26 protein-coding genes, 1 tRNA gene and 1 riboswitch are annotated in these 24,569 nt (G+C 34.8%); of the genes, 11 read left to right on the top strand and 16 right to left on the bottom strand.

Features of this window, described 5'->3' with window-relative positions:
* Positions 1-633: an endonuclease III gene (nth, locus tag ACP5O9_RS05360; RefSeq protein ID WP_353685522.1), complete on the top strand. Its 633-nt coding sequence runs from the start codon at positions 1-3 to the stop codon at positions 631-633.
* Here the strand turns inward: nth and fdhD are convergent.
* Positions 630-1,391 (bottom strand): formate dehydrogenase accessory sulfurtransferase FdhD, encoded by a 762-nt coding sequence (gene fdhD, locus ACP5O9_RS05355; protein WP_428723574.1) that lies wholly within the window; start codon positions 1,389-1,391, stop codon positions 630-632. The two genes, nth and fdhD, sit on opposite strands and share 4 nt — an antisense overlap.
* A gap of 90 nt (positions 1,392-1,481) precedes the next feature.
* Between fdhD and ACP5O9_RS05350 the strand changes: the two genes are divergently transcribed.
* The 3 genes from ACP5O9_RS05350 to uvrB are packed head-to-tail and all read left to right on the top strand — an operon-like array spanning position 1,482 to position 4,805.
* The gene (locus ACP5O9_RS05350; RefSeq protein ID WP_353685524.1) at positions 1,482-1,802 is read left to right on the top strand and encodes a HesB/IscA family protein; all 321 of its coding nucleotides are present in this window, start codon (positions 1,482-1,484) and stop codon (positions 1,800-1,802) included.
* A 5-nt stretch (positions 1,803-1,807) separates the two neighbouring features.
* Positions 1,808-2,779 (top strand): porphobilinogen synthase, encoded by a 972-nt coding sequence (gene hemB, locus ACP5O9_RS05345; protein WP_353687090.1) that lies wholly within the window; start codon positions 1,808-1,810, stop codon positions 2,777-2,779.
* A gap of 10 nt (positions 2,780-2,789) precedes the next feature.
* Positions 2,790-4,805, top strand: a complete 2,016-nt coding sequence (uvrB, locus tag ACP5O9_RS05340; protein WP_428723573.1) for an excinuclease ABC subunit UvrB — start codon at positions 2,790-2,792, stop codon at positions 4,803-4,805.
* On the opposite strand, the gene ACP5O9_RS05335 is transcribed toward uvrB, so the two are convergent.
* Genes ACP5O9_RS05335 through ACP5O9_RS05295 form a run of 9 tightly spaced genes read right to left on the bottom strand, consistent with a single transcriptional unit; the run spans position 4,795 to position 14,021 of the window.
* Positions 4,795-5,568: an ABC transporter substrate-binding protein gene (locus ACP5O9_RS05335; RefSeq protein ID WP_428723572.1), complete on the bottom strand. Its 774-nt coding sequence runs from the start codon at positions 5,566-5,568 to the stop codon at positions 4,795-4,797. The genes uvrB and ACP5O9_RS05335 overlap by 11 nt on opposite strands.
* A 5-nt stretch (positions 5,569-5,573) precedes the next feature.
* The gene (gene cobU / locus ACP5O9_RS05330) at positions 5,574-6,083 is read right to left on the bottom strand and encodes a bifunctional adenosylcobinamide kinase/adenosylcobinamide-phosphate guanylyltransferase (RefSeq protein WP_353685527.1); all 510 of its coding nucleotides are present in this window, start codon (positions 6,081-6,083) and stop codon (positions 5,574-5,576) included.
* 1 nt (position 6,084) lies between these two features.
* Complete coding sequence (gene cobD, locus ACP5O9_RS05325) at positions 6,085-7,125, bottom strand: threonine-phosphate decarboxylase CobD (RefSeq protein WP_428723571.1); 1,041 nt, start codon at positions 7,123-7,125, stop codon at positions 6,085-6,087.
* The gene (gene cbiB, locus ACP5O9_RS05320; protein WP_428723570.1) at positions 7,122-8,096 is read right to left on the bottom strand and encodes an adenosylcobinamide-phosphate synthase CbiB; all 975 of its coding nucleotides are present in this window, start codon (positions 8,094-8,096) and stop codon (positions 7,122-7,124) included. Before cbiB ends, cobD begins: the two co-directional genes overlap by 4 nt.
* On the bottom strand, positions 8,093-9,607 hold the full coding sequence (locus ACP5O9_RS05315) for a cobyric acid synthase (protein ID WP_428723569.1): 1,515 nt from the start codon (positions 9,605-9,607) through the stop codon (positions 8,093-8,095). The genes cbiB and ACP5O9_RS05315 overlap by 4 nt, the downstream gene beginning before the upstream one ends.
* Complete coding sequence (gene cobS, locus ACP5O9_RS05310; protein ID WP_424904969.1) at positions 9,592-10,371, bottom strand: adenosylcobinamide-GDP ribazoletransferase; 780 nt, start codon at positions 10,369-10,371, stop codon at positions 9,592-9,594. Before cobS ends, ACP5O9_RS05315 begins: the two co-directional genes overlap by 16 nt.
* A complete protein-coding gene (gene cobT, locus ACP5O9_RS05305) occupies positions 10,361-11,404 on the bottom strand; it encodes a nicotinate-nucleotide--dimethylbenzimidazole phosphoribosyltransferase (RefSeq protein ID WP_428723568.1) in 1,044 nt (347 codons plus the stop codon). The genes cobS and cobT overlap by 11 nt, the downstream gene beginning before the upstream one ends.
* Positions 11,398-12,057: a diphthine--ammonia ligase gene (locus ACP5O9_RS05300; protein ID WP_428723567.1), complete on the bottom strand. Its 660-nt coding sequence runs from the start codon at positions 12,055-12,057 to the stop codon at positions 11,398-11,400. Before ACP5O9_RS05300 ends, cobT begins: the two co-directional genes overlap by 7 nt.
* On the bottom strand, positions 12,045-14,021 hold the full coding sequence (locus ACP5O9_RS05295; protein ID WP_428723566.1) for a TonB-dependent receptor plug domain-containing protein: 1,977 nt from the start codon (positions 14,019-14,021) through the stop codon (positions 12,045-12,047). The genes ACP5O9_RS05300 and ACP5O9_RS05295 overlap by 13 nt, the downstream gene beginning before the upstream one ends.
* 31 nt (positions 14,022-14,052) lie before the next feature.
* Positions 14,053-14,240: riboswitch (cobalamin riboswitch) on the bottom strand.
* A 64-nt stretch (positions 14,241-14,304) separates the two neighbouring features.
* Here ACP5O9_RS05295 and ACP5O9_RS05290 point away from each other — a divergent pair.
* On the top strand, positions 14,305-15,051 hold the full coding sequence (locus ACP5O9_RS05290) for an SIR2 family NAD-dependent protein deacylase (RefSeq protein ID WP_353685535.1): 747 nt from the start codon (positions 14,305-14,307) through the stop codon (positions 15,049-15,051).
* A gap of 110 nt (positions 15,052-15,161) precedes the next feature.
* On the opposite strand, the gene ACP5O9_RS05285 is transcribed toward ACP5O9_RS05290, so the two are convergent.
* Positions 15,162-15,234, bottom strand: a tRNA-Lys gene (locus ACP5O9_RS05285).
* 70 nt (positions 15,235-15,304) lie between these two features.
* On the opposite strand from ACP5O9_RS05285, the gene ACP5O9_RS05280 reads away from it, so the two are divergent.
* Positions 15,305-15,769 carry a methylated-DNA--[protein]-cysteine S-methyltransferase gene (locus ACP5O9_RS05280; RefSeq protein ID WP_353685536.1) on the top strand — a complete coding sequence of 155 codons (465 nt, stop codon included), beginning with the start codon at positions 15,305-15,307 and terminating at the stop codon, positions 15,767-15,769.
* Between the two features lie 17 nt (positions 15,770-15,786).
* A complete protein-coding gene (locus ACP5O9_RS05275) occupies positions 15,787-16,524 on the top strand; it encodes an ATP-binding protein (RefSeq protein ID WP_353685537.1) in 738 nt (245 codons plus the stop codon).
* Between the two features lie 42 nt (positions 16,525-16,566).
* Here ACP5O9_RS05275 and ACP5O9_RS05270 read toward each other — a convergent pair whose 3' ends face one another.
* The 4 genes from ACP5O9_RS05270 to ilvC are packed head-to-tail and all read right to left on the bottom strand — an operon-like array spanning position 16,567 to position 20,507.
* The gene (locus ACP5O9_RS05270; protein WP_353685538.1) at positions 16,567-18,081 is read right to left on the bottom strand and encodes a 2-isopropylmalate synthase; all 1,515 of its coding nucleotides are present in this window, start codon (positions 18,079-18,081) and stop codon (positions 16,567-16,569) included.
* Complete coding sequence (gene pssA / locus ACP5O9_RS05265; protein WP_353685539.1) at positions 18,059-18,880, bottom strand: CDP-diacylglycerol--serine O-phosphatidyltransferase; 822 nt, start codon at positions 18,878-18,880, stop codon at positions 18,059-18,061. Before pssA ends, ACP5O9_RS05270 begins: the two co-directional genes overlap by 23 nt.
* Positions 18,880-19,497 carry a phosphatidylserine decarboxylase family protein gene (locus ACP5O9_RS05260; RefSeq protein ID WP_353685540.1) on the bottom strand — a complete coding sequence of 206 codons (618 nt, stop codon included), beginning with the start codon at positions 19,495-19,497 and terminating at the stop codon, positions 18,880-18,882. The genes pssA and ACP5O9_RS05260 overlap by 1 nt, the downstream gene beginning before the upstream one ends.
* On the bottom strand, positions 19,494-20,507 hold the full coding sequence (gene ilvC, locus ACP5O9_RS05255; RefSeq protein ID WP_424904975.1) for a ketol-acid reductoisomerase: 1,014 nt from the start codon (positions 20,505-20,507) through the stop codon (positions 19,494-19,496). Before ilvC ends, ACP5O9_RS05260 begins: the two co-directional genes overlap by 4 nt.
* A 212-nt stretch (positions 20,508-20,719) precedes the next feature.
* Here ilvC and hisC point away from each other — a divergent pair, with 212 nt between their 5' ends.
* The 4 genes from hisC to ACP5O9_RS05235 are packed head-to-tail and all read left to right on the top strand — an operon-like array spanning position 20,720 to position 24,002.
* Positions 20,720-21,781: a histidinol-phosphate transaminase gene (hisC, locus tag ACP5O9_RS05250; protein ID WP_428723565.1), complete on the top strand. Its 1,062-nt coding sequence runs from the start codon at positions 20,720-20,722 to the stop codon at positions 21,779-21,781.
* Positions 21,778-22,356, top strand: coding sequence for an imidazoleglycerol-phosphate dehydratase HisB (gene hisB, locus ACP5O9_RS05245; protein ID WP_353687091.1), 579 nt, complete (start codon positions 21,778-21,780; stop codon positions 22,354-22,356). The genes hisC and hisB overlap by 4 nt, the downstream gene beginning before the upstream one ends.
* Positions 22,353-23,081, top strand: coding sequence for an FAD-dependent thymidylate synthase (gene thyX / locus ACP5O9_RS05240; RefSeq protein WP_428723564.1), 729 nt, complete (start codon positions 22,353-22,355; stop codon positions 23,079-23,081). The genes hisB and thyX overlap by 4 nt, the downstream gene beginning before the upstream one ends.
* A 12-nt stretch (positions 23,082-23,093) precedes the next feature.
* Positions 23,094-24,002 (top strand): PLP-dependent cysteine synthase family protein, encoded by a 909-nt coding sequence (locus ACP5O9_RS05235; RefSeq protein WP_428723563.1) that lies wholly within the window; start codon positions 23,094-23,096, stop codon positions 24,000-24,002.
* A 1-nt stretch (position 24,003) separates the two neighbouring features.
* Here ACP5O9_RS05235 and ACP5O9_RS05230 read toward each other — a convergent pair whose 3' ends face one another.
* Positions 24,004-24,402, bottom strand: coding sequence for a metal-dependent transcriptional regulator (locus ACP5O9_RS05230; protein WP_428723562.1), 399 nt, complete (start codon positions 24,400-24,402; stop codon positions 24,004-24,006).
* Positions 24,403-24,569 lie beyond the last annotated feature (167 nt).

Genomic DNA, 24,569 nt, shown 5'->3' with positions numbered 1-24,569 from the left:
ATGGACAAAAAAGAAAAAGTCTTAGAGATAATTAAAAGGCTTGACAAAATATATCCTAATGTTAAAACAGCACTAAATTTTAATACTCCCCTTGACTTACTTGTAGCGACAATACTTTCAGCCCAAACAACAGATGTGAATGTCAACAAAGTTACTGAAAATCTTTTCAAAAAATATAAAACTGCCTATGATTACGCAAATGCTTCATTGGAAGAGCTTGAAAAGGACATAAAAAGCATAAACTTTTATAAAAATAAAGCAAAATACATAAAATCGCTTGCAAAAGAATTGATTGAAAAATTTAATGGAGAAGTTCCAAAAACAATGGAGGATTTAGTGAGCCTTCCAGGAGTTGGAAGAAAAACAGCAAATATTGTGCTGTGGAATGCCTTTGGAATAAACGAAGGTGTGGCTGTTGATACTCATGTAAAAAGACTATCAAAGCTTCTTGGACTCACAGAAAATACAGATTCTGATAAAATTGAACAGGATCTTATGAAGATAACACCTCGTGAGTATTGGGGAAAGCTTTCGCACCTACTCATAATGCTTGGAAGAGAAATCTGTAAAGCAAAATCACCACAGCATAAAATATGTCCATTGAATGATATATGTCCAAGTAGTGGGATTTAAAGAATTACCCTTTCAGGATTACTGTAAATGTTAAATCTGCTTCCTCTTAAAAAACCTATTACTGTTAAATTGGCTTTTTGAGCCAATTCAACCGCAAGAGAAGTTGGTGCTGTCCTACTTACAATAACTGGAATTCTCCATTTTGCAGCTTTTAATGCCATCTCAGAGGAAATCCTTCCACTTACGAGCATAATTTTACCTCTAAAGCCCTCTCTATTGAGCAATGCCCATCCAATTACTTTGTCCACTGCATTATGTCTGCCAACATCTTCTGCAATAAATAAAATCTCTCTGTCATCTGCCAGTGCTGCAGCATGAATGCATCCTGTTGTTCTATAAAGATTTGATTTTTCCTGAAACTCCTTAAAGAGACGAAATAAAGCATTCTGACTGACTTTCAAATCATCATCAATGCTACCTTTTACATCATTTAAAAAACTTACAGAACTCATACATCCTGATGTAATTGTTTTACCATTAAGCGAAACATGTCCTTCAAGTTCAACCCGGGCATTAATCTCTTTTTCATTTTCTTCAATAATTATTTTTTCAGGACACCAGTCTCCCTTTAAAATATCCTCTGTCATAAGAAAACCTATAACGAGTTCTTTGATCTGCACAGGAGAAGCTGATAGAGAAACAACTTCCTCATTGTTTACATAAATTTTTATTCTTTTTTCCACAGCCACAGTATCATCAACTTCTATAGCCTCATCCTGTTTAACTCTAACTATTTTTTTATTTTCAAGCGGTTGCATAATTGTATTTTAGCTCATTAAATTTTTTCTTGCAAAATATTTTTAAAAACTGCTATTCTGAAGTTAGAAAAAAATTTTTAGGAGGTAGCTGTGTTTAGTATCAGTTCAAAAGCAGCCGAAAAGGCAAAAATGATCCTCAAGCAGGAGGGCAAAGAAGGCTGGGGCTTGAGAATATTCTCTGCAGAAGGATATTGTAGCCCTTCATTTGGTCTTGATATTGATGAAAATCCTCAAGAAGGTGATGAAGTAGTGGAAAAAGATGGATTAAGGGTCTTTATGGATAAACAGACCTTTGATCTTCTCAGTGAACTTGAACTTGACTACTATGAGGATGAGGAGCAGGAAGGATTCATTCTTAAAGGACCAATGCCTTCATGTGGTCCGGGTTGCGGAGGTAGTTGCGGCGTATAATAGCGATGTTTCCAGTTCATCGCCCAAGAAGACTTAGAAAAAGCGATATCCTGAGGCGCATGGTGAGGGAAACAGACCTCACCCCTCAGGATTTTATTTATCCAATGTTTGTTGTTCCTGGAAAGGCAGTTAAAAATCCTATATCTTCAATGCCTGAATGTTTTCAGGAAAGTATTGATGAAACAATTAAAACAGCCAGAGAAGTTTTTTCTCTTGGAATTCCTGCGATTATTCTTTTTGGAATTCCAGAACATAAAGATGAAAAAGCCTCATCTGCTTATGATGAATCAGGAGTTGTTCAGCAGGCTGTAAAAGCAATCAAAGACTCAGTTCCTGATTTAATAGTTATAACTGATGTATGTCTCTGTGAGTATACATCTCATGGGCACTGTGGAATCATAAAAAATGGTAAAATTGACAATGACTCAACCCTTGAAGTGCTTGCACTTGAAGCACTATCTCATGCCCATGCAGGAGCTGACATTGTTGCACCCTCTGACATGATGGATGGAAGAGTTGGAAGAATACGAAAAGCCCTTGATGAAGAAGGTTTTACAGATGTAGCGATAATGTCCTATTCTGCCAAATATGCCTCAGCCTTTTATGGACCTTTCAGGGAAGCTGCACAAAGTGCTCCAGCCTTTGGTGACAGACGCTCCTATCAAATGGATCCCGCAAATCGCAGAGAAGCAATAAAAGAGGTAGCCCTTGACATTGAAGAAGGTGCTGATATTGTAATGGTTAAGCCAGCACTGGCATATCTTGATGTAATTTCAGATGTAAAACAAAATTTTCATGTTCCTGTAGCTGCCTACAATGTAAGTGGAGAATACTCAATGGTAAAGGCTGCTTCCCAGCTTGGCTGGCTTAATGAAGAGGCTGTAATGATGGAAATTCTCACTGCCATAAAAAGAGCTGGTGCAGATCTTATCCTTACCTATTTTGCAAAAAAGGCAGCAAAATTGCTCCAGAGTTAAACTATAATCAATGGACAAATTTATACTTCACAGTCCCTTTAAACCAAAGGGAGACCAGCCAAAAGCAATAAAAGCACTTGTAGAAGGCATAAGGAAAGGTTATAAACATCAGGTTTTACTTGGTGTTACAGGTTCTGGGAAAACCTTTACAATAGCAAATGTCATTGCTAAGGTTAACAAACCAACACTGGTTATTGCCCATAATAAAACCCTTGCTGCACAACTTTACGGTGAGCTAAAAGAGCTTTTCCCTTACAATGCTGTTGAATACTATGTTAGCTATTACGATTACTATCAACCAGAAGCTTACATTCCAGAAACAGACACCTATATTGAAAAAGATGCATTGATAAATGATGACATTGACAGGATGAGACACTCTGCAACTCTGTCAGTTCTTACTCGCAGAGATGTAATAGTTGTAGCCTCTGTATCATGCATTTATGGAATTGGCTCTCCTGATGACTACATGGCAATGCACATAAATATTGAAGAAGGCATGATTACTGAAAGAGATGCACTTCTAAGAAAACTCGTTGAAGTTCTCTATACAAGAGCAGAGGATGAATTCAGAAGAGGTTGTTTTCGTGTAAGAGGAGATGTTGTTGACATATATGCCTCCCATTGTCTTGATAAAGCTTATAGAGTTGAATTTTTTGACAATGAGATTGATGCAATTTATGAAATAGACCCTCTTTCAGGAACCCGGATTAGAAGAACTCCAAGAATCCTTATTCCACCAAACAGTCACTGGGTAACTCCTGAACCAAGACTAAAGAGAGCACTTGAAACCATAGAAGAAGAACTTATAGAAAGAATAAAATATTTCAAAGAAAGAGGTGAGAACCTTTTTGCTGAAAGAATTGAAAGAAGAACCCGTTTTGATCTTGAAATGTTAAGCCAGTTTGGGCACTGTCATGGAATTGAAAACTACTCAAGACACCTCAGCGGAAGACTTCCCGGAGAGCCGCCATTTACATTAATAGATTACCTTTATGCAGGACCTTCAAAAGGAGATTTTCTAACAGTTATTGATGAAAGCCATGTAACAGTTCCACAAATTGGAGGAATGTATGAAGGAGACAGGTCTCGCAAGCAAACACTCGTTGATTATGGATTCAGACTGCCCAGTGCACTTGATAACCGTCCATTAAAGTTTGAAGAATTTGAACACAGAATGAATTATGTAATTTATGTTTCAGCTACTCCAGGAGACTATGAAATTGAAAAATCAGGTGGAAGAGTGATTGAACAAATTATAAGACCAACAGGACTTGTTGACCCTAAGATGGAGGTTCGTCCAGCTACAAACCAGGTTGAAGACCTTCTTGAAGAAATTCATAAAAGAGTTGAAAGAGGAGAAAGGGTTCTTGTAACAACTCTTACAAAAAAGATGGCTGAGGATTTGACTGATTATTATAGTTCACTTGGAATTAAAACAAAATATTTACATTCAGATATTGATACCCTTGAAAGGGTTGAAATTTTAAGAGATCTAAGACTTGGTAAGTTTGATGTCTTAATTGGAGTAAATCTTTTAAGAGAAGGGCTTGACCTTCCAGAAGTCTCTCTTGTTGCGATATTTGATGCTGATAAAGAAGGATTTCTTCGTTCTGAAAGGTCACTTATTCAAACAGCAGGCAGAGCATCAAGAAATATAAATGGCACAGTAATTCTGTACGCTGATACAATTACAGAGTCAATGAAGAGAGCAATTGAGGAAACTGAAAGAAGGAGAAAAATCCAGCTTGAGTATAACAAAAAAATGGGAATTGTTCCTGAAACAGTAAAAAGCAAAATTAAAGACATTCTTTCATCAATTTATGAAAGAGATTACTTTACTGTTGATGTTGTCAAAGAAGACACTGAAGAGTATGAACTCAGTGAAAAAACTTTAAAAAAACTTGAGGAGGAGATGAGACACGCAGCAGAAAATCTTGAATTTGAGAGAGCTGCTCAGATAAGAGACAGGATATTTAAAATCAAGGAAAAGATGCTACAGTTAGGATTAAAGCTTAATTCCTGATTTTTACACCTGCCATCTCTTTAATTCCTTCAACTATTCTGGGGCTAAGATGATAAATTTTATCACTTATAAAATAAATATTGCCTTTTTTAACTGCCTTTGTGTCTTTTAATTTTACGAGCAATCCTTCAGGAACTGTTTCATGTCCTGCACCAAAAAATATTATTTCGGGATTTAATTTTATTACTCTCTCTATATTGATTGATGAATACTCCGCAATATTTTTTAAGCCCAAAAGATTCATAACTTCATTTATGTGAGATGACTTCCCTGCAACTGTTAAGGGTTCAGTCCATATTACAAACAATGCCTTCTGATTATTGAATGTTCGCTTTACTTTCTTTATATTTTTTTGAAATTCATGGGCAACAATTTTTGCCTGTCTTTCCTTGCCAATTGCAATTCCCAGTTTTATCAATTCATCTGGCATATCTTTAAGAGTCTCTGGAGCATAAACATGAACTTTTATCCCCAATTCTATCAACCTGTTGTAGACCTCTATGGGAGTTACATCCTTTGAAATTATTACTAAGTCTGGCTTTAAAGCCAGTATTTTTTCATAGGACGGATTAATCATGCCTCCAACCTTAGGTTTGTTTTTAACTTCTTCAGGCCATTTACAGTAATCTGACACAGCCACAAGCTTATCAATTGCACCAAGATAATAAATCGCCTCTGTAACTGACGGTGCAAGTGAAATAATTCTTTCTGGCTGAGCAAATGTAAATGTCGGAGAAAATAAAAATAGTATAAAAAGAACCAATGCTCTCATTTTATTTGCAGTCCTTGCCCAGCAATCATTAAATAGGCTTTATCACATATATCCATTATTTTCTGATTTAATGTTCCTGCAATATCAATGAATTTTCTTCCAAGTTCTTTTTCAGGAATTATTCCAAGCCCAACTTCATTTGAAACAATAAATATGTGGATGCTGCCTTTGATTTTCTTCAATACATCAATGAAAGAGCTAACGAATTCCTGATAATCATAGCCTTCAACAATAAGATTTGTAAGCCATGTGGTAAGACAGTCAATTACAATTGAAGAGTTTTCAGGAATTTTCATAATCACTCCCATTAAATTTATAGGCTCTTCTATTGTAATCCATTGACTGCCTCTTTCTTTTTTATGTCTTTCAATACGTTGTCTCATCTCATCATCAATAGCTCTTGCTGTTGCAATATAGTAAAGATTTTTACTCCCCGTGTTTTGTGCTTTTTTAAGTGCAAATTTAGTTTTTCCACTTTTTATTCCACCAATAATGAATGTGATCATATTAAATCCTTAAAAATTCTCTCAGTTCTTTAAAAAATTTCTCATTCTCATCTCTGGTTTTCACAGAAACTCTTATAAAGTTTTCATTAAGTCCGTAAAAATCTGAACAATCTCGAATGAGGATTCCTCTTTCAAGCATATATTTAAAAATGCCTTTTTTAGGTATTTCAATGAGATAAAAGTTTGCAACTGATGGAAAATATTTCACTTTAAGTTCATTTAATGTGCATTCAAAGAATTCTTTTTCTTTCATAAAAAATGCATAACTCTGCCTTTTAAACTCTTCATCCTTAATAATTTCCTCTGCTATCCATTGAGCCAAACTGTTTATGCTCCAGGGTTGTCTGTATATTTTCATTTTTTCAATAATTTCAGAGGAAGTTACAGCATAACCAAATCTCAATCCTGCAAGTCCATAAAATTTTGTAAGAGAGCGTAAAACTATAATATTTTTTGATATTGCATTTTTAATCAGACTTTCATCAGGGACAAAATCAATAAAAGCTTCATCTACTACAAAGACAGTATTTTCATAAAAAGAAGCCAGTCTAAGGATTTCTTTTTTATTTATTAAACATCCAGTTGGATTATTGGGATTGCATATGAAAACAATTTCATATTTTCTTTTTTGCATTTTTTCTTTAATCCTTTCAAAAATTTCTTCTCTATTGAGCGTGAAAATTTTCTCTATCTTCTCTATCCCATTTACTTTACAGGCCCTCTCATACTCTGTAAATGTAGGTTCTAAAATTAAAACAGATGCAGGCTTTAATGTTTTAACTGTAAGATATATTAATTCTGTTGAACCGTTTCCACATATGATATTTTCAAACGGAATATTATAAAACTCAGAAATAATCTTTTTAAACTGCCTTGCTTCCGTATCTGGATATTTATGAATAAATGGAAATTTTTCAATAACTTTTCTTTTTATCTTATTAGGTAAAGGAATTGGATTAACAGAGGAACTCATGTCTATGATGTGATAAGGAGATTTTCCTGTTATCTCTGAAGCAGTATAAATATCACCTCCGTGTGTCATAAAAGGTTCCTCAGAAAAATGGATGCTAAAATAAATAAAAAACTGCTAACTGTAATAATTTTAATGCTTAAATTAATTAGTTCTGAACTAATACTATTCAAGTCTTCTCCAATATATGGTTTTTCTACAAGAATACCCCCGTAGTAGTTGGGACCTCCAAGCCTCACCCCCAATGCTCCTGCCATTGCTGCCTCTGGTATTCCACTGTTTGGACTGCTATGATTTTTCCCATCTCTTAGCATGATTTTAAGCGATCTTTTTCCTGTAGAAAAACCAAGCAAAATAAAGGAGCTTAAAACTATGAAAATTCCTGTTATTCTTGCAGGAACATAGTTAAAAATGTCATCCATCTTAGCTGAAAACCATCCAAATTTTATATATCTTTCATTTTTATAACCAACCATTGAATCAAGCGTGTTTACTGTTTTATAAAAAACAAGAAAAGGAAATCCACCGAGAAAAAAGTAAAACAATGGAGCAATAACTGCATCACAGAGATTTTCCGCAAGACTTTCAATAATTGCTATTCTTATTTTTTCAGGGATGAGATTTTCAGTATCTCTTCCAACAAGAGCTTTCAAAGAAATCCTTGCCTGAACTAAATTGCCTTCATTTAAAAGTTTATCTACTTTTTTAGCCTCATAAATTAGACCTCTTAAAGCAATAAAAAGACTGCTAAATAACACAAGGAAAATACGTGAAAAAAGCCATCCAATCATTGATAGACTATTCATTTTCTCAATAAAATAAACAAAAATAATTGAAAATAAAAAAATAGGAGCTGTTGTTAATAAAAAAAGTAAGAAGCCTCCAAATCTGCCAGTGAGTTTTCTGTTTCTTAAAAATGCCTCATTTTTTTCAATGAGTTTACCAATTGCCTTAATAGGATGATATTTTTTAGGGTATCCACTCAAAAAATCAATTAAAAAGGCTGCAACTACTGTCCAGTTTTCAACATAGAATATTTTCATATACCAGCTATTTCCCATATTTTATCCATATTAATGTGTTTTTCTACGATTTCTGAAATACTGTCTAAAAATGACTCCTTAAGCTTTTTCCATGAAAAGGTATATTCAATAGGATTTAATCCCTTTTTAATTCTGTGTCTGTTTATAAGCCATCTTCTTAAGCTATCATTTTCAAATAATCCATGGATATATGTTCCCCATACATTTTCACAAACAATTCCATCAAATAAAATCTGGCCTGTTGATTTTCTTTTTATTTTAAAAAGTCTCATAGGTCCGTAACTTATTCCCTTATGAATCTCATAACCTGTAATTTTTATTAAAGGTTCTGAACAAAGATAGCCTTCAACCTGAGTGGTTATTTTGTCAGGATAAAATACTGTTTTAACCGGTAATAAACCAATTCCATTAATTTCTTTATGACACCTCCCTTCTGTCATGCATAAATCAAAAAATGAGCTTTCAACCATATAGGGGTCTATTAATTTTTCTCCAAGCATCTGAAATCCACCACATATTCTAATAATTTCAACTTTATTCTTAGCAAGCTCTTTTAGTATTTCATCAATTTTTAGCTGTTTGAGCAAAGTTAAATCTTCAAAGGTGTTTTTTGAACCAGGAATGATTATTATATCAGCATTAATAAGATCTTCTTTTCTTAATGAATAAACTAACTCCACATCTGGTTCAAATCTTAATGGTTCAAAATCACTGAAATTTGAGATATATCTCAGCTTTAGAACAACTATTTTTACTGCTGCATCTGATTTGAGAATGAAAGAATTTGAAAGCCTTAAGGAAATTCCATCTTCATCAGCTATTCCTGTTTCATGTATGTAGGGAATCACACCCACACATGGCTTTTTTATCATTTCCTCAAGCTTTTTTATCCCTGGTGAAAGAATATCAATGTAACCTCTAAATTTGTTGATTATGAAACCTTTGATAAGGTGGTCATATTCCTCAAGAAGTTTTACAGTTCCATAAATAGAGGCAAAAACTCCACCTCTATCAATATCTCCTACAATTAATACAGGTGCTTTAAGATAATCTGCCACAGCCATATTTACAATATCATTTTCAATGAGATTTATCTCTGCAGGGCTTCCAGCACCCTCAATAATTAAGAGTTCATATTCTTTGGTTAGATAATCAAGTGAGATTTTAACAGCATCCCACAGTTTTTTCTTCTCCCAGTAAAAATCATTTAATTTCAATGTTTTGTAAAGCTTTCCATGAACAACTACCTGGGTGCCCTGTTGCCCTGCTGGTTTAAGTAAAATGGGATTCATGTGAATAAGAGGAACAATACCAGCTGCCTCTGCCTGTATTGCCTGAGCAAGGGCTATCTCTCCTCCATCTTCTGTAACAAAACTTTGTAAACTCATATTCTGAGCTTTAAAAGGAGCAACTTTTATACCCCTTTGTTTTGCAATTCTACATAAAGCTGTAACCAATAAGCTTTTCCCGCAATTTGAAGATGTTCCCTGTATCATCAATAACTTAGCCATATTCTTGCACAAAGTAAAAAACAAAAAAGAAAAATTACCTCCGTTATTTCAACAGTAGCTCCAAGATGATCTCCTGTTATTCCGCTGAATTTATCTTCAAAAAAGTTTTTCAAAATAAAAAGAATTAAGCAAAGTAAAAGTACAATCAATGGCAAAAAAATGAAACTTTTTACAGTAAAGTAAATTACCAAAAATACAGGCAAAGCTGTAGATAGAATAAACTGCTCTTTACTAATTTTGCCGACAAACATAGCTCCAAGTCCCTTTGTTTTTGCAGGCTTTCCATAATACATTAATGGAATTACAGACCATCTTGAAAATACAAACGTAAAAATAAATATCATGAATTGATTACCATCAATGAGCTCCCTGAAAAAAACAAATCTGCAGAGAATATCAAATGTTGAAGCTACAACTCCAGCTACACCAATTGTACTATCGCTCATTATTTCAAGTCTTCTTTGTATATCCTTTTCTTTGTCTCCTGTTTCTTTATAAAAAAGAGCATCAAAGGTGTCTGAAAGTCCATCTATGTGAAATATTCCTCTCAATGAAAATAAAAATAAAAGTAAAATAACGGAAATAACCGAAGATGAGAATATATAATTCAATTTCTTAATCAGTAAAAAAGAAAAGACCCCCTCTAAAAATCCTACAAAAGGGAAAAAAATAACAGAACTTGCAATCTCTTTTTCGTTAATTTTCTTTACTTTTAAAGGCAAAACAGTTAAAAATGAAAGAGCCATTAAAAATCTATTTAACACTTTTACTTACGCCTGCTTCATCAAAAGTTGCCATTTCTTTGTAAATCTTTAGTCCTGCTTCTATAATTGTCATAACAATTGCTGCACCAGTTCCTTCTCCAAGCCTTAGATTCAAATCAAGCAAGGGTTTTAATCCCATAAATTCAAGGGCTATTTTATGTCCTCTTTCAACAGAATTGTGAGAAGCAAAAATATAATCTCTCACAACAGGATTTATACAGTAAGCAATCAAAGCTCCTGCAGTTGAAATGAATCCGTCAATAACAACAGGAATTTTTAAGGAAGCACAACCTAAGACAACTCCTGCAATTGCTCCTATCTCAGGTCCTCCAACCTTTGCAAGAACATCAACAGGATCTGAAGGATTTGGTTTATTTATCTTAATTGCTCTTTTAATTACTTCAATCTTTCTTTTAAAGGTTTCTTCATCTATACCTGTTCCTTTTCCTGTAACTTCCTCTACTTGAGAATGTGTAAGAACACTCACTACTGCAGAGGAAGGAGTTGTATTACCAATCCCCATCTCTCCTGCGGCAAAGAGATTGTAACCTTTTTGGTGATATTCTTTTACTAATTCAATGCCGATTTCTATACACTTTATTGCATCAGAACCGCTAAGTGCAGGAGCTTTTGTAATATTCCCAGCTCCTTTTACAACTTTTTTTGATATCAATCCTTTACACTCACCAAAATCATAATCAACACCAATATCAACAACTACAACATCTGCTCCTGCATGTCTTGCCAAAACATTTATTCCTGCTCCACCTCTAAGCATATTAAAAACCATCTGTGCAGTAACTTCCTTTGGATAGGCAGAAATACCTTCTTCTGTCACTCCGTGATCAGAGGCAAAGACAAGCACAGCCTTTTTCTTTATTTCAGGCATTGGATCTTCATAAATCCCAACAAGTCTTGCTGCAATCTCTTCAAGCCTTCCAAGACTTCCCTGCGGTTTTGTAAGACTGTTGAGCCTTTTCCATGCAATATCAATAAAATCTTTTTTTACCGGTTCAATCTTAAAATTTAGCATTTCCATATCTCCAGAAACAGATTTTTATCTTTTTGTATCCATTTACCTGTACAAACCCTGATAGGAAATTTAAAAATTGGTCCATCATAAACAAAAGTGTGGTACTCTCCTTTTTCACCACAGAGGTCAATATTTCCAAGGACTTTTAAATCTTTAATGAAATCAAAATCAACTTCTCTGCCAAGCCATTCACTGCCAAGAAAAAAAGAATTTATTGAGCAAACTATGGCTTTAAAACCAGAATTTATAAACTCTCCAAGAAGTATCTCTTTTTCTTCATTCCATAAAGGCAAAATCGCTTTTATTCCTGTCTCCATGCATATTTTTTCAACCCAGTCTTTGTGCTCCTGAATATCAATATCTCCAAATACGCCTGCGTGAACACCTTCTTTTTTTAACCAGAGGAGAGTTTTTTTAAATTCCTCTTCATAACTTTCCCATGTAGTTTTCTTCTGAATAATTGGAACTCCTATTGCTTCTGCCTGTATTTTGAGAAGCTCTGAACTTATTCCATGGGAACGCGAATAATTTCCGTCTTCTGAAAGCATATTAATAAGACAAATAATATGAATCCCCTTCATTCTTGCTCTATAAAAGGCTAATGAACTGTCTTTGCCTCCAGACCATGAAACAAAAGCTTTTAAAAGAGCCATTTAACTCCACCAATGATTGTTCTTCTTGGCATAGGATAGTACTGAACATATTCATATGCTTTATCAAATAGATTTTCCACAGACAGTGTTATCTCAAGATTTTTAATTGGTCTGTATGAGCCTTTAAGATTTACTACAGTAAAATCAGCTTTATCTACAACTTTTCTATAGTTTTTAGATAAAGGATTCCAGTCTATAACCTTTTCATCTCCAATATAATTTGCGATTAATCTTAAATCCCACTTTTCCTTTCCTGCTCTTATCCCAAATGAAGCAGTGCATTTTGGTGTATACGTAAGAGTTTTTCCATATTCTTTTATCTCAACTTCGTCTTTGCTTGAGTATCTTGTATTATATGTAAAATTGATAAATGGCTCCAAAGAGAAATTTAAGCCTGCTAATGCTCCAATATCATAGGAAAGATTTCCTTCTATGCCCTGAATTGTAGCTCCTTCAACATTTTTAAATGTTTGGGCATTGAGAGTGTTATCATAGTAACTAAGAATTTTGTCTTTAAATTCTGAATGAAAAAAAGTAAGCTCAGCATTGAAAAAATCTTTTGTATAGGCAAATCCTACATCATAGGATTTACTTTTTTCTGGTTTTAAATCTGGATTACCCAAATAATGTATCCCCCATGAAATATAATCAACTGCAAGCTCATCAGGTGCAGGAGCTCTGAATGCAGTGCCAGCATTGGCTTTTATTGATAAACTATCTGTAATTTTGTATAAAATACCCCCTCTTACTGTTAGATGATCAAGATTTTCTTTTCTTGGTTTTAAGCTTAAAATACCTTCTGTTGGAAGTATTTCGTTTTCAAAGTAGTCATAACGGATTCCTACGTTTAGTAAAAGTTTTTTCTTGAACAGACTTAATCTTCCTTCAGTAAATACTCCGTAACTGTCATACTTTGAGTTCGGATTGTAGGGAGCACCGGTATTTCTTGAATTTTTAACTTCTATTCTATCCCACTGTCCGCCGATTATAATTCTGTGGTCATCTATTGAAAACATCTTCTGAATGGTTGCACCCTGAGTGGTTGTCTTTTTTAAAGTAACTTCATTTGGTATCTCCCATGTACCTGCTATAGAGCCTTCATGATATTCATTCCTGTCCTTTGTAAAATAATATCCAGCTTTAAATGTTGACGTTTTATACTCTAAATCAAATCTATTTCTTTCAATGTTGTTGTAATCATCAGGATCTGGTTCGTATATTGGACCAGGAGAGCCAATCTTCCATCCTCTCCAATGCTGAAATCCTAAGGAAATATGGTGTTTATCAAAAAAGCTGTATCCTAAGCGCGCTGATAAAGATTCATCATTGTAACCTGTATTTTCTATTTTTCCATAATTTTTTGCAGAATAATCATCCACTTCAGCACGGCTGGCTGAAATATAAAAATCAAAATTATTTTTTTTGCCATACAATTCAGCTTTTGTTTTCCAGAAATCCCATGAACCTGCTTGACCACCAATTGAACCATGTATACCTTCTTCTTTTCCCTGTTTGGTTATTATGTTAATTACACCTCCCATTGCTGAAGAACCATAAAGCACTGATGCAGGTCCTTTAACTATTTCAATTCTATCTATATCATCAACAGGTATGGTTGCAAGATTTACTGTGCCAGCACGATTTCCATTTATAAGAACCAAAACCCTGCTTTTGAGGTCATCAAATAGATCAGTCCTGAATCCTCTTAATCCAATACTACTCGTTAATAAACCTGGATATTTTTGAACATGTCCAATTGCCGCTTCTGCAATCAAGTCACCCGCATTGTCTGCAGTAGAACTTTTAATATCTTCCTGGGTTATAACCTGAACAGAATAAGCAACATCCTTTTTTGGCTCTTCGAATTTTGTTGCTGTTACAACAATTTCTTCAAGTCTGGATTCCTCTGCTAAAACAGATTGACAGAAAAGAAATGAAATAAAAAAGATAAGAAGAAAAATCATTGCAAAACCCTCCCTCGAGGAATTGGAAGCTCAAAGAGCCTCCAGCTGGACAGGTCTTCCGGCTCAGGGCTCAGTGCCTACTTGCCCGCCTTCCCAAACCCTTTTCACTACATTGTTTAAAGGGTTCAGTGGCATGAATGGGCTTTCGTTCCCAACACGGCTGCGGGGCAGCGGAGGATTCTCACCTCTCTTCCCTAAGTCCAGCCAAAAAAGTATACAAGATTTATCTAAAACTGGTCAAATCTCTTGACATAACGCAATCTTTTTGATATTTTTTAAAAATATGAATTTAACCTATCAGGAAAAAATTAAAAAAGCTTCACAACTTATTAAAAACTCCAACTATACTGTGGCTTTCACTGGAGCAGGAATTTCTACAGAATCTGGAATACCTGATTTCCGTAGTCCTGGTGGATTGTGGCAGAGATTTAGAATTGTCACATATCAGGAATTTATTTATGACAGGCAAGCAAGAGAAGAATTCTGGAGAATGAAAAAAGAACTCATTCATCATCTCACAAATGCAAAACCAAATAATGCACATATTGCCCTTGCAGAGCTTGAAAAAAAGGGATTTATTAAACATGTTATAACACAAAACATTGATGGACTTCATCAAATGGCTGGCAGTAAAAGCGTTATTGAACTTCACGGTAATCAAAGAGGTGCAATCTGTCTTGACTGTGAAAAACTTTATAAAATGGATGAAATATTGAAAATGCTTGAGGAACAGCTTGATTTAAGATGTTACGACTGTGGTGGCATAATAAAGCCAACAGTTGTATTTTTCGGAGAACCAATGCCTGAAAAAGAACTCATTATGGCACAGCAGATCGCCAATCAATGTGACCTCATGCTCGTAATTGGAACATCTCTTCAGGTTGAACCCGCTGCTTCAATCCCGAGAATTGCCCATACAAGAGGTGCAAAGCTCATTTTCATAAATAAGGCAGAAACAGACTGGGATTGGATGGCAGAGATAGTATTTTACGGTAGTGCTAGTCAGGTTTTAAAAGATATAGCAATATAATTTTAAGATAAAATTAATCCAGACTTAAAGAAAAAAGTGCTTGAGGCTATATGTGATGAACATGTGTTGAATAATATGGAGAATAAAAATCAACAACTCTTTAAAATCAATGAGCCGTGCAGGATTCGAACCTGCGACCCGCTGATTAAGAGTCAGCTGCTCTACCAGCTGAGCTAACGGCCCACAAATTTAGAATACAAAAAAATAAGCTAAAAGGTCAACTTTAATTAGTTTATGCTATTATAATAAATTAATGTATTTTGCCTGCGTAAAAACTCCTGTTGGTTTTCTTGAAATTTTATTTGATAATTCATTAGCAGTAACGAAAATATCTTTAACAAATCTTGAAAAAACATGCATCCCAGGAATTGCCTTGAATTTTGTTGAACAACTGAATGCGTATTTTGTAGGAAAACTCTCAGAGTTTAATTATCCTGTAAACATCCAGAATGTATCTGAGTTTGATAGAGCAGTTCTTGATTTAACCCTTAAAATACCATATGCTCATACTGTTACATACAACTGGATTGCTAACAAACTTAATACATCACCAAGAGCTGTTGGACAGGCTTTAAAGCGAAATCCTTTACCGATTGTTATTCCCTGTCATAGAGTAATCAAATCTGACGGAACCACAGGAGGATATAGCCTTGGAATAGAGGCAAAACAGTGGCTCATAAAACATGAAAAGTCTGTGCTTCTAATAAAATCTTATTGAATGTTATAATAAAATTTATGTTTGACAAATATCAGGCATTCGCATGGAATGGAAAAGACAGACAGCTAAAGCCTGTTATAAGGATTCCAAAACAAAACATTAATGAACTTTACGGAATTGAAAAACAGAAACAGTTGATTATTGCAAACACGAAAGCTTTTATTGAAGGCAAAAGAGTAAATAATGTCCTTTTATGGGGTGAAAGAGGAACAGGTAAAACCACGCTAATAAAGAGTTTACTTAATTATTTTAAAGAAACGCCTTTAAAAATGATTCAGGTTCTAAAAAATGATATTATCACCATTTCCTATCTTTATGACATAATTTATGAAAATCCCAATTTCAGGTTTATTATATTCATAGATGACCTCTCTTTTAATGAAGATGACCAAGAATTTAGAGACTTAAAGATTATTATGGATGGCGGAATTGAAGAAATTCCTGAAAATTCTGTTATTTATGCCACTTCAAACAGAAGAAATCTCATGCCCGCTATATCCAACTCTGACAATGAGCTTTTTCCAGAGGATAATCTGCAGGAGCGGGCATCTTTAATTGAGAGATTCGGCTTGAGAATTGGATTTTACAGGTTTTCAGAAGAACAGTATCTTGAAATAGTAAGGTATTATGCAAGTAAAAATGGAATAAGTATGCTTCCTGACGAATTAATTAAAAAAGCCCGTGAATGGGCTTTAGTTCACGGCACAACTGGAAGATCAGCCTATCAATTCGTGTTAAGCCTTCAAATTCTTTAAGTTTACTGTTAAATCTTTTTCAGTTTCGCTCATAAAATTACTTTAGTTTTTGAGATTCTTTAATGCAAGCTTATTCAGTGCATTGATGTATGCTTTCGCAGAGGCGACAATTATGTCTGTATCAGAGCCATGTCCTCTTACAGTATGTCCACCTTCTTCAAGGATAACTGTTACTTCTCCCAAAGCATCTGTTCCACCTGTTATTGCCTTTATCTCAAATTTATTCAGTTCAGCCTTTGAACCTGTAAGTTCAGTAATAGCTTTGTAAACTGCATCAACAGGTCCATCACCTGAAATAGTGATTTCTTTTTCCTCTCCGTTTATTTTCATTCTTACTGTAGCTGATGGTTTTTTCTTTGTTCCGCTTGACACCTCAAGATCTATCAATTGATAGACCTCTGTTATTCTTAAAACTTCATCGGAAACCAGTGCCTCAATGTCCTCATTGAAAATATATTTTTTCTGATCAGCAAGTCTTTTAAATCTTTCAAAAGCACGGTTTATCTCCTCTTCTGTAAGGCTGAAGCCAAGTTCTTCAAGTCTTTTCTTGAAGGCATGTCTTCCAGAGTGTTTACCGAGCACTATTTTGGAGCTTGGAATTCCTATGTCTTCAGGTCTCATGATCTCATAGGTTGTTCTCTCTTTGAGAACTCCATCCTGATGAATTCCAGCTTCATGGGCAAAGGCATTTGCTCCAACAATTGCTTTATTGGGCTGAACAATCATTCCTGTAATTTTGCTTACAAGCCTGCTTGTTCTGTAAATTTCCTGAGTAACAATTCCTGTATCAGCCTTAAAAAAGTCATTTCTTACTTTAAGTGCCATAACAATCTCCTCAAGAGCAGCATTTCCAGCTCTTTCACCAATTCCATTAATTGTGCATTCTACCTGCCCAGCACCTTTAAGTATCGCAGTAAGAGAATTTGCTACTGCAAGCCCGAGATCATTATGACAGTGAACACTTATTGTGGCTTTATCTATGTTGGGAACTTTATTCATAATATATTCAATAAGCTCTCCATATTCCTGCGGAATTGTGTATCCCACAGTATCAGGAATGTTTACAGTTGTAGCACCTGCTTTTATTACTTCTTCAGTAACTTTACAGAGATAATCCCAGTCTGAACGGGTTGCATCCTCAGCTGAAAACTCAACATCATCAGTATACTGCCTTGCTTTTTTAACAGCTTTCACTGCTGCTTCAATAACCTGATTTCTGTCCATTCGGAGTTTGTATTTTAAATGTATATCTGATGTGGCAATAAATGTATGAATTCTTTTTTGTTCTGCCGGTTTCAATGCCTCAGCTGCTCTTTCAATGTCTTCATCACGAGCTCTGCAAAGTCCGGCAATAACTACACCTTTTACTTCCTTTGAAATTCTGTTTACGGCTTCAAAATCTCCTGGTGATGCTATTGGAAATCCTGCCTCTATTATGTCAACGCCGAGTTTTCTAAGCTGTTTTGCCACCTGTATTTTTTCATCCACATTCATTGATGCACCAGGAGATTGCTCTCCATCTCTCAGTGTTGTGTCAAATATTTTTATCCTTCTCATCCTGCACCTCAGATTTTGACTCTTTCGGGCTTATGCCCTCATAAAAATGCAAAGCATTTTGTCTTCTTTTTTTGATTAAAATTATTATATTTTCAATTATACCTGAAACAACATAAAGGCTTGCAAGTATAAATATGGCAAGAGGTGGATGAATTGCGATAAAGAAAATCAAAAGGATAAAAAACAGGAGTATCCAGAAAGGTTTTTTCTCCTTAAAGTCAACCTCTTTGAGCCCATGAAATTTAAGATTGCTGACCATCATAAAAGACAAAATAAATGTAAGCACAGGAAAAAATAAATTTCTCTGCGGAGTAAAGTTTAATATTTCCTGACAGAAAATAACAGTAGCAGCAAGCATTGTAGCAGCACCTGGTATTGGTAGACCTTTAAATGATTTAATACCTCCAACTTGAATGTTAAATCTTGCAAGCCTTAAAGCTCCACAGGCAGCAAATAAGAAAGCTATTGCAAATCCCACTCTTCCAAAGTCAAAAAGTGACCATTTGTATATAAGAATTGCAGGAGCTACTCCAAAGGCAACAAGGTCTGAAAGAGAATCAAGCTCAACACCGAATCGTGTAGTTGTTCTTGTAAGTCTTGCCACCCATCCATCAAGTCCGTCAAAAATATTTGCAAGAATTATTGCCCATGCAGAATGAATAAACTTTCCATTTATTGCTGTTATTATTGCATAAAAGCCAAAAAACATACCACAAAGTGTAAGTGCATTTGGAAGAATGTAAACGCCTTTTCTGGGTTTTTTATTCGGATCTCTTATTTTCTTTTTGGCTTTTATCATTACTGTAATAATGCAATTATTGTCTGTCCAGCTTTAACTTTATCTCCCACTTTTACTTGAATTTTAAAAGAAGATGGAAGACACACATCAACTCTGGAACTGAACTTTATCATCCCGAATCTTTCTCCTTTTTTCAGCCTTTCTCCTTCTTTTACCCAGCATACTGCTCTTCGTGCTATAAAACCCGCAACCTGCCTTACAATTATATCTCCATGGGAAGTCTCAAGTTTTATTTTTATATTTTCATTTTCTCTGTAAGCCTTCTCTTTAAAAGCTGAAAAAAATTTCCCGGGCGTATAAATTATTTCCTTTACAACGCCGTCAAAGGGTACTCTGTTAACATGAACATCAAGGGGTGACATGAATATGCTGAGTTCCAAATAATCATGGCCGCATAGGTTACTGTTGTGTCTTATCTCTATTACCTTTCCATCTGCGGGAGAAACAACAGCGTTAGGGTCTGCTGGTGGAATTCTTTCAGGATCACGGAAAAAATAAAGAAAAAATACACACACAACAAGACATGCAATTGCCAGAGGTTCTAACCATAAAAAGTAAAAAAAGGAGCTTAAAAATAACCCACCCAGAACGTAGGGTATTACTTCTTTTCTGATCATGCCTTTGATTTATCCACAAGCTTTGAAGTTTTAAGCCATGGCATCATTGCTCTTAATTTTTCTCCCACCTTTTCAATCGGATGTTCTTCACCCCTCTTAGTAAGAGCATTAAAAGTGGGTTTGCCTACTTTGCATTCAAGTATCCATTCCTTTGCAAAAGTGCCATTTTGAATTTCTTCAAGGATTTTTTTCATTTCAGCTTTTACAGATTCATTGATAATCCGTGGTCCACGGGTTAAGTCTCCATACTGGGCAGTATTACTTATTGAATAACGCATTGTTGATATACCACCTTCATAAATTAAGTCTGCAATGAGTTTTACTTCATGGAGACATTCAAAATAGGCAAGCTCAGGAGGATATCCGGCTTCAACCAGTGTTTCATAGGCTGCAGTTATAAGAGCAGTCAAACCGCCGCATAGAACAACCTGTTCACCAAATAGGTCAGTTTCTGTCTCATCTTTAAATGTTGTTTCAATAATTCCTGCTCTTCCACCACCAATACCCACTGCATATGCAAGGGCAACATCTTTCGTTATGCCTGATGGATCCTGATATACTGCCATAAGACATGGAACTCCCATCCCTTTTAAATATTCACTTCTTACAAGATGTCCTGGTCCTTTTGGAGCAACCATAAAAACATTTATATCCTCTGGAGGAACTATCTGCCCAAAGTGAATGTTAAATCCATGAGCAAAGGCAAGAAAAGCACCTTTTTTCATGTTTGGCTGTATTTCTGTTTTGTAAAGCTCTGGCTGGAGTTCATCAGGCGTAAGAATCATTATTATATCTGCTATCTTTGAGGCTTCAGAAACCGTCATAACAGTTAGCCCAGCATTTTCGGCTTTTTGCCAGCTTTTGCCTTTTCTCAGTCCAACAATGACATCAAATCCACTGTCACGAAGATTATTTGCATGAGCGTGTCCTTGACTGCCGTATCCTATTATTGCAATTTTTTTACCTTTAAGAACATCTGTGTTTACATCAACATCATAATAAATCTTCATTATCCCACCTCCATTAGAGATTTAACAATTATAACACATGCATTATCCTGTTAGCTAATTGCAGGGTAAAATTGCCGATCAGAAACTCACTTTCGCTTCCTCAGAGATTTTTTGACAGCTAAAGTGGCTAAACACAGTAATTTCCTAATGGCAATTTTAATTGTCTTTTAGTTAGTTGACAATATTTGAATGACCAATTATGATAAAAATCTATGGACAAATTGAATCTGGAATCTCTTCTAAGAAAAAATATTCAGAAACTGAAGCCATATCAAGCCAAGGAAATTCCGTGTAAAATTAAGCTTGATGCCAATGAATCGCCTTTCCCTGTTAAATTGTCCGATTTTATTTCAGAAATTAATATTCATCTAAACAGATATCCTGATCCAGAAGCCATTTTGCTAAGAAAAGCTCTTGCCAGAAAAGTAAAACTCAGCCATGAAAACATAATGCCTGGAAATGGTTCTGATGAATTAATTTATTATCTTATTCTTACTTTTGGAGGGCCTGTTCTTTATCCAGCACCTACCTTTGCAATGTATGGAATAATAGCTCAATCAGTTGGAGTTGAAACAGTTGAATGCAGTCTTGATAATAATTTTGATATAAATGATGAAGAATTTTTGAAACTAATTAAATTAAAAAAACCGCGTTTAATTTTTCTCAGCTCTCCAAACAATCCCACAGGCAATACCTTTTCAACTGATAAAATTTTAAAAATCATAGAATTTGCTCAAAAAAATTCATCAATCGTAGTGATTGACGAAGCATATCAACCCTTTTCAAGTAAAAAAGGATTTTTACCGTTTTTGAAGGATTATGATAATCTCTTAATTTTAAGAACACTGAGCAAAATCGGATTTGCTGGATTGAGACTGGGATATCTTATAGGAGAAAAAAATTTCTTGTATGAAATAAACAAGGTAAGACTTCCCTATAATGTGGACTCCATTACCCAGTATGTGGCAACAGAGGCTCTTAACAGGTTTTATCCGCAGATAAAAAAATTCATCTGTCAGATTATAAAAGAAAGACAGAGGCTTTACAGGGAACTGTTAAGGATTCAAAAGATAAAAGTTTATCCATCGGAGGCAAATTTTATATTATTACAAATTGAAAATAGCAAAAGTATTTACAGGAAGCTTATAAAGGCTGGAATTCTTGTAAGAGACCTCTCTTCAGTCATAAATAATGCCTTGAGAATAACAATTGGAACAAGCGAAGAAAATGAGGAATTTTTAAAAACAATAAGGAAAATATTAGGAGAAACCTGATGAGAAAAGCCTCACTAAATAGAAAAACAAAGGAAACAGATATTAAAATGGAATTCAACTTAGATGGAAATGGACTGGCTAATATAAGTACTTCCATTGGATTTTTAGACCACATGTTTGAACTTTTTGCTTTTCATGGAAACTTTGATTTAACTATTGAGGCAAAAGGTGACATACATGTAGATTATCACCATTTAATTGAGGACATAGGAATTGTCTTAGGTAGATGCATTGATAAAGCGCTGGCTGACAGGAAAGGTATAAAAAGATACGGTTTTTCATCAATTCCAATGGATGAAGCACTGACTCAAGTATCATTAGATCTTGGTGGTAGATCTTTTCTTGTTTACAATGTTCCATTTGAAGGATATATAAGGGATATTGACATTGGACTTTTTGAAGAGTTCTTCAGAGCAGTTGTCAATAACGCAAAAATAACTTTACATGTGAATGTCCTTTATGGAAAAGATCTTCATCATGTTATTGAATCCATTTTTAAAGCCTTTGCAAAAGCAATACACGAAGCGAGCAGAGTGATGGGAGAAATTTTGCCATCAACAAAAGGCACGCTATGAAAGAAGCCTCTCTTAAAGTATCAATTCTTAGTCATACACCAGACCCTGAAGAGGTAGTTGCTCTTTCTGCAAGACTCTGTTACAGCCCGGTAGGGATTGATGAATTAAAAAAAAAGTTAACAGAAGATGAAAAAGAAAGATTAATTAATCTTTTAAGAGAAAGTGGACATCTCAGTCCTTTTGAACATGTCAGTTTCAGTTTTGCTGTTGAAGGAATCTCAAGGGCATGTTCTCATCAACTTGTAAGACATAGAATTGCCTCTTACAGTCAACAATCGCAGAGATATGTAAGTGAAGAAAAAGGCTTTGATTTTATAATTCCACATACAATAAATGAAAATGAAGAAATAAGAAAAATTTTTCTTGAAGCAATGCAAAAAGCTCATGAATACTACTGCAGAATTCTTCAGGCGCTGGAAAAACAGGGATTAAAAGGAGAACTGGCACGACAGGATGCAAGATTTGTCCTTCCAAATGCTGCTGAAACTAAAATAGTTATTACAATGAATGCAAGAGAATTACTTCATTTTTTCAGAGTTCGATGCTGTAATCGTGCTCAATGGGAGATAAGAGAACTTGCAACAGAGATGTTAAAACTTGTAAAAAAAATTGCTCCAAGAATTTTTAAAGACGCAGGACCTGCTTGTGTTAGAGGACATTGCCCAGAAGGGAATTTCAGCTGTGGAAAAATAAAAGAAGTAAGGAAAAAGTTTAAAAATTTGTGATATAATGATTTCATGAGTGTTTTAGATATTATAGGAAATACACCACTTATAAGGCTTGATAGAATTAATCCAAATCCGAAAGTAAAGCTTTACGGAAAATTTGAAGGAGCAAATCCTGGTGGTTCTGTTAAAGACAGGACTGCTTTTTATATGATAAAAGAAGCTGAAGAAAAAGGCTTACTTACAAAGGATAAAATAATACTTGAACCAACTTCAGGCAATACAGGTATAGGGCTTGCGATGATTGCTGCAGCTAAAGGATACAGGATAAAACTTGTAATGCCTGCCTGTGTAAGTGTGGAGCGTAGAAGAATTCTTGAGGCACTCGGTGCAGAATTAATTCTCTCTTCTGCTGAGGAAAGTACTGATGGAGCAATAAGGCTTGCATATCAGATATATGAAGAAGCACCTGAGCTTTATTTTATGCCAAATCAGTTTGACAATGAAGCCAACATAAGAGCTCACTATGAAACAACTGGGAAAGAAATTATAGAGCAAACAAAGGGTGAAGTTACCCATTTTGTAGCAGGGATGGGAACAACAGGAACAGTTATGGGCGTAAGTAAACGCCTAAAAGAGTTTAATAGCAATATTCAAATCATCGGAGTTGAACCTGTCAGAGGACATAGAATTCAAGGATTGAAAAATATGTCTGAAGCCATTGTGCCTAAAATTTTTGATCCTTCAAGGCTTGATGAAAAAATTTATGTAAATGATGAAGAAGCCTTTGATACAACAAGAAAATTAGCCATAAGAGAAGGAGTATTTGTTGGAATGTCATCTGGTGCTGCAATGTATGTGGCATTAAAAAAAGCCAGTGAACTTCGTAGTGGAGTTATTGTTGTAATTTTGCCTGACAGAGGAGACAGATATCTTTCAACATCACTTTTTGCATCAATCTGCAGCAAATGCCCACCGTAATTTAAGAGCTGCCTTTGAAATTTTTCGTAAACTCAATAATTTTCTTTATTGTTTCCTCTGATAAATCATGTTCCATCTTATGAGCATCTCTCTGGGCTGTCTCTGGAGTTACTTTAAGAATTTCAGTTAAAAATTTATAAAGGATTCTTTTTTTGTTTTCAATTTCTTTTGCTATTTTAAGTCCTTTTTCAGTCAATGTGATATATTCATATTTCTGATAGTTTATTAGCCCTTTCTCAGCAAGGCTTTTTGCAGCAATAACTGCACTTGACAGTTTTACATTTCTTTTTTTTGCAATATCCTTTATCCTCGCAATAGGAGCAATTTTCAAGATTTCAAAAATGTCATATAAATAATCTTCAAGATTTTCAGTTAGTTCTAATTTTATTTTAGCATTCATATAACTATTATAGCATAAAATTAAATCAAACCAATCCATGTTTTTACCTTACCTTCAACTTCAATTAAAGCATTAACCACATCAGGGTCAAATAAAATTCCGCTGTTTTTTGTTATTTCTTCCATGGCTTCATCCCACGAGAAAGCCTTTCTGTAAGGTCTTTCCTG

It is taken from the genome of Thermodesulfovibrio sp., from assembly GCF_049969575.1.
Taxonomy (GTDB): domain Bacteria; phylum Nitrospirota; class Thermodesulfovibrionia; order Thermodesulfovibrionales; family Thermodesulfovibrionaceae; genus Thermodesulfovibrio; species Thermodesulfovibrio obliviosus.
The sequence above is the reverse complement of the archived record's forward strand: the minus strand, read 5'-3'. Positions and strand labels throughout refer to the sequence as shown.